Below are 7,543 nucleotides of genomic sequence, written 5' to 3' on the forward strand. Positions count from 1 at the left end.
TCTCCTAACGAGAAGTCAAATGACCGACCTCGGGCAGGTTATGAGGGACCGATGGATCACCAGAGGCACTAACGTGAACCAGGCGTGAACCATGTCGCGCTGGCGTCCGTATCAATGAGAAGCGGGAGGGCTGCAAAGCGTGGGTACCGAAGACGCCGAGCTGTTGCGTGCTTTGCACGCCGATCACGGTGAGGCGCTTTTCGCGCACGCGCTGCGGCTAACCGGGGGAGACCGGCAGCGTGCGGAGGATCTGGTGCAGGAGACGATGCTGCGGGCATGGCAGCATCCGCAGGCGCTCGACCCCGCCAGGGGGTCGGTGCGGGCGTGGTTGTTCACGACCGCACGCAACCTGGCGATCGACGCCTGGCGGAGGCGCAATGCCCGGGCGGCTGAGGTCGTCACCGATGCTCCTCCTGAGCGTCCGGTGATCGACGACACCGAGCGTGCCGTCGAATCCTGGACGATCGCCGAGGCGCTGTCCCGCTTGTCCCGCCCACACCGGGAGGTGTTGGTGGAGTGTTTCTACGCTGGCCGGTCGGTGGCTGAGGCGGCATCCCGCCTCGGTGTTCCGCCTGGAACCGTCAAGTCAAGGACGTATTACGCATTGCGCGCGCTAAAGGTTGCGCTGGAGGAGCTGGGGGTTACGCAATGAGGTGCCCCCAGACCATCGAAGTCGGCGCCTACGTACTGGGTGCCCTGGTGCCCGCCGAACGCGAGGCGTTCGAGAAGCACCTCGCCAACTGCGCGATCTGCCGCGAGGAGGTCGCCGAACTCGCCGTGCTGCCGGGCCTGCTCGGTCGCATCGACTTCGAGACGGCCAAGGCCATCGCCCAGGAGGGCGAAGACTCGGCCGCGCTCTTTCCGATCGGCTGGGCGGGCCCGACCGCCAAACCGGAGGCCGACGAGCCGGCCCCGTCGAACGTGGTGCGGCCGGAGCGGTGGGCCGGCCCCACCGTGAACGCCGACCTCGACAACCGGGCCGCCGACCCCGAAGACAGCACGGTCGTATCGCTGCTCGCGGCCGCCGAACGCAAGCGCCTCCGCGAACAGCGGCGGCGCCGGATCATCACGGCCGGCGTCGGGCTCGTGGCCGCGTGTCTCGCGCTGGTGATCGGGCTGGGCCTGCCCAAGTGGACGGCCGACCCGGGGCCGGCGTTCACCGCGATGACGGCGGCCGCCCAGAACCTGCCGATCACCGCCGACGTGGCGCTCGAGCCGCAGGGCGGCGGCACCCGGCTCATCATGAAGTGCGAGTACAAGGGCGAAGCGGGCACGCGGCGCTCGTACAAGCTGATGGTCCTGCCGAAGGGCGGCGGCACCGCCGAGATGGCCACCGACTGGTCGGCCGGCCAGGGCGACGAGTTCGCGTACGACGGTCACACCGCGCTGAAGCAGACCGAGATCGACCGGGTCGAGATCTGGAGCGCCGACGACCGGGTCCTGATGGTCTACAAGGTTTAGGGTTCGGGGCCCTCGGGCCCCGTTACTTGCCCTTGCCGTCGGGGACCACCAGGTTCAGCAGCCAGCTGACGACGGCGATCAGCAGGGCGCCGAGCACGGCGGTGGGCCAGAACTCGTCGACGTGGAACTGCAGGTCGAGTTCGCCGGCGATCCAGCTCGTCAGCATGAACAGGGCGCCGTTGACGACGAGGGCCACCAGGCCCAGCGTCAGCGCGTAGGCCCAGCAGCCGAGCACCTTGATGATCGGCCGGAGCACGGCGTTCACCACGCCGAAGATCGCGGCGACCACGAGAAGCGTGCCGGCCTTCTCGGCCGCGCTACCGCCGACGATGATGCCGTCGATCACCAACGTGGCGATCCACAACGCCAAGGCGCTGATGATCAGCCGGATGAGGATGCCCATCCGATGATCGTCGCACGCGCTCGCCAGCGCTGTCCGACCCGCCTGTTTCGCGAGATCTTTCACGGGTCAGCCGGTGACGTCCCGGTCGCTTATCGTGGGCGGGGTCTGGGGAGGCGCCGTGCCGTCGCGATCAGATCAACTTCATTCGTACCAGTTTGCGGTGCAGCGGGTGGTGTCCGCCGTCGCCGCGCACGAAAGCAACCCGTCGCGCCCGCCGGGCCGGCGTGCCGGGCTCGCCCTGCTCGCCGGGGTGCTCGCGGCCGCGCTCGGGCTCGCCGGCTTCGCGGTGTGGGGGCTGCTCCAGCCGGGTGGCTCGACGAAGTGGCGGTCGGGTACGGCGGTGATCGTCGAGAAGGAGTCCGGCGCCAAGTTCGTGTATCTCGACGGGGTGCTGCACCCGGTCGTCAATTACGCGTCCGCGCTGCTGATCGTCGGTGCGGCCAGGACCATCGCGGTGGCCCGGCGGTCGCTGGCCGGCGCCGCACGCGGTCCCCTCCTGGGCATTCCCGGCGCGCCCGACGCGGTGCCGGGCCGCCGTGACCTGCTGGGCGGGCCGTGGGCGGTGTGCGGGGAGGCCGGTCCGGGGCGGTCGACGGTGCTGGTCGGGTCGGTGCCGGCCGGCGATCCGCTCGGCCCGAACGGCGCCCTCGTGTCCACTCCCGACGGTGCCGTGCACCTGGTGTGGCAGGGGCGCCGGGCGCAGGTCCGGGAACCGGAGACCGTGCTCGGCATGCTCGTGTGGGGCACGCCGGCGCCCGTTCCGTCGGCGGTGGTGAACGCGCTCGCCGTCGCGGCCGACATCGCGCGGGTGCCGATCCCGCGGCGGGGCCTGCCGTTCCCGCCGGTGCCGGGTGCCCGCGTCGGCCAGGTCTTTCTGGTCGACGGTCGCCAGCACGCCGTCGCGCTCACCGAGGGCCTCGCGCCGATGACGCCGTTCCAGGCGGCGCTCGTGCTCGGTGATCCGGCCACGGTCGAGCGGGTCGGTCAGACGGCGCCCACGCCGCTGAGCCCGGGTGAGTACGCGAGCCTGCCGCGTACCGCGTTCCCGGGCACGTGGGAGGGGCTGCCGGCGGAGGTGCCCAGGCCGGTCACCGTCGGGGCGGGGGCGGCGGTCTGCGCGACCTCACTCACGGGCGGCGAGGTGGTCGTCGGTCGCGCGCCGCCGCGCGGTGCGGCGATCGCGGGTTCGGCGAAGGGCCTTGCGGACGAGGTGCGCGTGGCCCCGGGCCACGGAGCGCTCGCCGTCGCGGGTAACGGCGTGATCTACCTGGTGACCGACCTCGGGACGCGGTACCCGCTGGCGTCGGCCGACGTGCTTCCGATGCTCGGGTACGGGGGTGCGAAGCCGGTGCCGGTCCCGGCGGAGATCCTTGCGTTGCTGCCCACCGGTCCCGGCCTTTATCCACAGGCGGCCAGGGCGGTTGTGGGGTAGTTAGTCCGAAGTTATCCACAGAACCGAACTGGGTCTGGTGGACGTGGAACAGGCACAACTAGCGTTCTGGTCAACAGCCGGCTATCCGGCGACTACAGAGGGATCCTGGGGAGGCTCACCTATGTCCGTATCGCAAACCAGCGCGGAGTTGATGGAGACCACCGCGCGCCGGTTCGAGAGCGTCAACGGGTCGCTCGACGGCATGCTCCGGCGTCTGATGAACGAACTCGAAGGCCTGCGTACGCAGTGGACCGGTGCGGGTGGCCGGTCGTTCGAGCAGGTGAAGCAGGCCTGGGCGGCCGATCAGGAGAAGCTGAACCGGGCCCTCGCCGAAACCGCCACCGGCATGCGCACCGCCGGCCGGCAGTACACCGCCACCGACTCGGCTGCGGCCGGCCGGTTCACCGCCCACCACAGCCTGCCGCTGTAACGACGCCAAGGGAGGCCATCCGCGATGAGCGACATGATCCGGGTCGAGTTCGGCGCCCTGCAGCACGCGGGCGATTCCATCAACACAGCACTCCGTGCGCTCGAGAACCAGTTGGCCGAGTTGGAGCGCGACGCCGCGCCCCTAGTCGCCACCTGGCAGGGCGACGCTCAGCAGGCGTACCAGGTGCGCCAGACCCGCTGGCGGGAGGCGGCCGAGGGGCTGTCCGTCATGCTGCGGGACATCAAGCGCGCGCTCGACGAGTCCGCTGCCGAGTACGCCAGCACCGAGAGCCGCAACACCGCGCTGTTCGGCGGCCACTGAGCCGGTAACGGGTATCGGCGTGAGTGGAGGTCAATGCCCGCCTCGTCGGGCGCGACCGGCACTCGCGCCGATCAGGAGAAGGACGAGAACGGCGGCGCCGCCGAGCGCGAGGTATGCGGCGGTGCGCCGGTTCTCGGCGGTGCGCGCCGCGGCCCGCACGGCGGCCGGGTCGGGCGACTTCCGGGCCACCGGGCCCGGGGCGGCCTTCGCGGCAACGTCGAGGCTCGCGGTCACGGCCCGGTACGGGTTGACGATGCCGGCGCCGAGGCCCCTCGCCGGTGCGGGATCCAGGGTGTCGGCGGTGGCGAGGAGCCGCTCGGCCACCTGGTCGGCGGTGAGGTCCGGGTGATACTGGCGCACGAGGGCGGCCGTTCCGGCCACGAACGCGGCCGCGAAGCTGGTGCCGGTGTAGCGGGCGTGGCCCTCGCGGCCGGCGGCGATCACGTCGGCGCCGGGTGCCACGAGGTCGACGTGCGGGCCGATCTGCGAGGTGGCGACACGGGCGCCGTCCTCCTGGACGCCGCCCACGCCCAGCACGCCGTCGTACGAGGCGGGGAACACGCGGGGGTTGCCGGCCTCCTGCTTGTTGCCGGCGGCGGCCACGAGCACGGCGTCGCGAGAGCGGGCATAGGTCACGGCGTCGCGGAGGTTCGGGTCGTCGCGGTCGGTCGTCAGGGAGAGGTTCACCACCCGGGCGCCCCGGTCGACGGCTTGCCGCACGGCAGCGGCGACGTCGGCCAGGGTGGCCGTCCGGCCGCCGTTCTCGTCGGTGACCCGCTCGCTCACCCGCACCGGAAGGACGGTGGCGGCCGGTGCCACTCCGCGGAAGGCCGTGCCGGGTCGGATCCGGGCGGCGATGATGCTGGCGACCGCTGTGCCGTGGCCCACGCAGTCGACCCGGCCGTCGCCTCCGGCGTCCAACCGGTCGACGCCCGGCACCACGGCACCGGCGAGCTGCGGATGGCGGGCCTCGACTCCCGAGTCGACCACCGCCACCAGCACACCCGCACCGTCGGCGACGCCGGCCAGCCGGTCGAGCCCCTGCCGAGGCTGGGCCCACGGCACCTCGTCGACGGTTACGCTCGGTGCGGGCGGAGCTTGACAGCTCGGCGCTGCGTACACACGGTCAGGTACCACCGTCACCGGCAGCACCGCACAGAGGCCGCCGGTTACGGTGGCGCTCAGTGCCCGCAATACCCTTTCGGTGGATCGCATTCCGGCCTCCCCGTCGTCGACGGCGACCGAATGCTATCGATGGACAGGGTCAGCGGGTGTCCCCGCACAGGAGCATCGCTACTGACGCCTGTCTGCGGGTAGGTTAAGGTGCGCGCACGCGTGACGTGGTAAGCCCTGAGCAGCCGGAAGGGGGTGGCCGTGGAGAGCTGGAACCCGGCCACCGAAGCCGAGGCGGCGATGCGAGATGTGCTCCGAGCGGGCGACCAGGAGCAATACTTTCGGATCTTGGCGCGCCTTGATCTACTTCTTCCCGTTTCGGCCGACTCGGCCGGTCGACGTTCGCCGGGCTGGGGCACCTGGTCGTCCGACGGGCGCACCCACGTCCTCGCATTCACCTCCATCCACGCGATGCGCGCCTGCCTCGCCGAACACGCTGGCAACTACCGGTTGGCCCAGTTCCGCGAACTGGCCGAACAATGGCCCAACCCCGAATGGTGGCTGGCGATCAACCCCGGCCTCCCCATCGAGGGCTATCTGCCGGCCTGGTTCGTCGCCCAGATCAGCCGCGGTGACGTCCGCCTCCCCGGCCGCGCGATGGGCTCCCGCGCCCGGATGGAGCACGCCAACAGCCTGCGCGCCCGCGCCGTAGCCCAGGTCCCCCCTGGCCCGCCACCCCGCCGGGTCCCGCCCGCCCCACCGGTCCCCGCCGGCGGCGGACGCCTCCCTCCGGGGCGCCGCCCACCGGGCGCCGGCATCGTGCTCTCCGGCGAGATCGTCGAGTCCTCCACCCCGATCGGCAACGAGACCCCGGTCCCCGCAGCCGCCGCCGGCCCCTCGCGGCCGGCGCCGCCCGTTCCGCCGGTAACCCCGGTCTCGCCGGCTCGCGTCGGCCCGCCGGCCGCAGCCGGTTGGGGCGGTCCGGAGATGGCCGGGCATGGCCAGGGGCGCGTCGGAATGGCCGGCTACGGTCCGGGTGGGCCTGGCGGCCCCGGTGGACCCGGGATGGCCGGGCCTGTGTCCGGCGGGCCCGGAATGGCGGGGCCTGTGTCCGGCGGTCCTGGGATGGCTGGGCCTGTTTCTGGCGGTCCTGGAATGGCGGGGCCCGTTTCCGGTGGTCCTGGGATGGCCGGGCGTGGCCCTGGCGGTCCTGGGATGGCTCCGCCGGTTTCGGGCGGTCCGGTGTCAGGTGGTCCTGGCATGGCTGGGCACGGCATGGCTGGGCACGGTCCGGGCATGGGCCGGCCGGTGTCGGGTGGTCCGGTTTCGGGTGGCCCCGGGATGGCTGGGCATGGCCCGGGTGGTCCCGGGATGGTCGGGGCTGATCCGCGTATCGCTGCGCAAGGGCCGCCCGGGATGCCTCCGCCAGGGCCGCCCGGAATCGCTGCGCATGGCGCCGGTACGGGTGGCCATGGGCCGGTGGGTGCGGGGATGGCTCCGCCGGGTCCGGGTGGGCCCGGTATGCAGGGTTCCGGGCAGGCTGGTCCGGGGGTGCCGAGGCCGGGAATTCCTGGCGCGGTTGCTCCTGGGACGCAGGGTCCTGGCGCGCCTGGATCCGGGGCGCCTGGTCCGGGGATGCCTGGTCCGGGGATGCCTGGTCCGGGGATGCCTGGTCCGGGGATGCAGGGGCCTGCGGGGCCTGGTTCTGGGGCGGCGGGTCCCGGGGCGACCGGTCCGGGCGTGACCGCCAGCGGGTTGCCTACCCGGCAGCCAGGGGCGGCGCAGTTCGGTCGGCGTCCGCCGGCTGACTTGTTCCCCTCGTCTCCGGGTCCGGCGCCGGGTGGATCCGGTGCGGCGAATCCGATGCCGCCTACGCCTGTATCGCCGGCGTCGTCGCGGACCGGCCGTACCGGTCGGAGCGACCGTCCTGACCGCAATGGGCGTGGCGAGCCGCCTCGGCTGTTCGACCGGGCCGATTTCCGGCAGCGTCACGATCAGGGTCAGAGTCCGTTCGAGCGGCCGGCGGCTGAGGGTGGCCGGTCCGGGCTGTTCGAGGGGCCTCCGGTGTCCGGTGCGCCGGCTCCGGGGCGCTCGGGTGAGTTCCCCGACCAGGGGCGGCCGGCTGCCTTTGCGCCTGAGCCCGGTCGGGCGGGGTCGTTCCAGCCTGACCGCGAGCGACCCGGGGGCTTTCCGGAGGAACCGGAGCGGTCCGAGGGCATCCCGCAGGAGCACGTGCAGTCTGGCGGCTTTTCGCCGGAGTACGCGCGGTCTGAGGGCGTTCCGCAGGAGTACGCGCGGCCGGGAGCCATTCCGCAGGAGTATGCGCGGCCTGGTCCGCACGAGCAGGAGTACGCGCGGCCGGGCGGCGTTCCTCAGGAGCCGG

7 protein-coding genes and 1 pseudogene are annotated in these 7,543 nt (G+C 72.6%); 6 read left to right on the forward strand and 2 right to left on the reverse strand.

The genetic code is table 11. The features are described from left to right. Nucleotides 1–160 precede the first annotated feature (160 nt). Both Vau01_RS46115 and Vau01_RS46120 read left to right on the forward strand, forming a co-directional pair. Nucleotides 161–652 carry a sigma-70 family RNA polymerase sigma factor gene (locus Vau01_RS46115; protein WP_239152400.1) on the forward strand — a complete coding sequence of 164 codons (492 nt, stop codon included), beginning with the start codon at nucleotides 161–163 and terminating at the stop codon, nucleotides 650–652. Beyond that, nucleotides 649–1,461 (forward strand): anti-sigma factor family protein, encoded by an 813-nt coding sequence (locus tag Vau01_RS46120; protein WP_204006837.1) that lies wholly within the window; start codon nucleotides 649–651, stop codon nucleotides 1,459–1,461. The genes Vau01_RS46115 and Vau01_RS46120 overlap by 4 nt, the downstream gene beginning before the upstream one ends. Nucleotides 1,462–1,483: 22 nt before the next feature. On the opposite strand, the gene Vau01_RS46125 is transcribed toward Vau01_RS46120, so the two are convergent. After that, nucleotides 1,484–1,864 carry a phage holin family protein gene (locus tag Vau01_RS46125; RefSeq protein ID WP_204006839.1) on the reverse strand — a complete coding sequence of 127 codons (381 nt, stop codon included), beginning with the start codon at nucleotides 1,862–1,864 and terminating at the stop codon, nucleotides 1,484–1,486. 118 nt (nucleotides 1,865–1,982) lie between these two features. Between Vau01_RS46125 and eccB the strand changes: the two genes are divergently transcribed. From eccB to Vau01_RS46140, 3 genes are all read left to right on the forward strand, one after another. Next, nucleotides 1,983–3,296, forward strand: coding sequence for a type VII secretion protein EccB (eccB, locus tag Vau01_RS46130; protein WP_275424023.1), 1,314 nt, complete (start codon nucleotides 1,983–1,985; stop codon nucleotides 3,294–3,296). A gap of 121 nt (nucleotides 3,297–3,417) precedes the next feature. After that, complete coding sequence (locus Vau01_RS46135; RefSeq protein WP_204006844.1) at nucleotides 3,418–3,726, forward strand: WXG100 family type VII secretion target; 309 nt, start codon at nucleotides 3,418–3,420, stop codon at nucleotides 3,724–3,726. Between the two features lie 24 nt (nucleotides 3,727–3,750). Continuing rightward, complete coding sequence (locus tag Vau01_RS46140) at nucleotides 3,751–4,047, forward strand: WXG100 family type VII secretion target (protein ID WP_204006846.1); 297 nt, start codon at nucleotides 3,751–3,753, stop codon at nucleotides 4,045–4,047. A gap of 30 nt (nucleotides 4,048–4,077) precedes the next feature. Here the strand turns inward: Vau01_RS46140 and mycP are convergent, their stop codons facing one another. Further along, the gene (gene mycP / locus Vau01_RS46145) at nucleotides 4,078–5,262 is read right to left on the reverse strand and encodes a type VII secretion-associated serine protease mycosin (protein ID WP_204006848.1); all 1,185 of its coding nucleotides are present in this window, start codon (nucleotides 5,260–5,262) and stop codon (nucleotides 4,078–4,080) included. 198 nt (nucleotides 5,263–5,460) lie between these two features. Here mycP and Vau01_RS65720 point away from each other — a divergent pair. Further along, a pseudogene (locus Vau01_RS65720) lies at nucleotides 5,461–5,853 on the forward strand (SseB family protein); the annotation flags it as partial. Between the last annotated feature and the right edge of the window lie 1,690 nt (nucleotides 5,854–7,543).

Source organism: Virgisporangium aurantiacum (assembly GCF_016863635.1).
GTDB classification, from domain to species: Bacteria; Actinomycetota; Actinomycetes; order Mycobacteriales; family Micromonosporaceae; genus Virgisporangium; species Virgisporangium aurantiacum.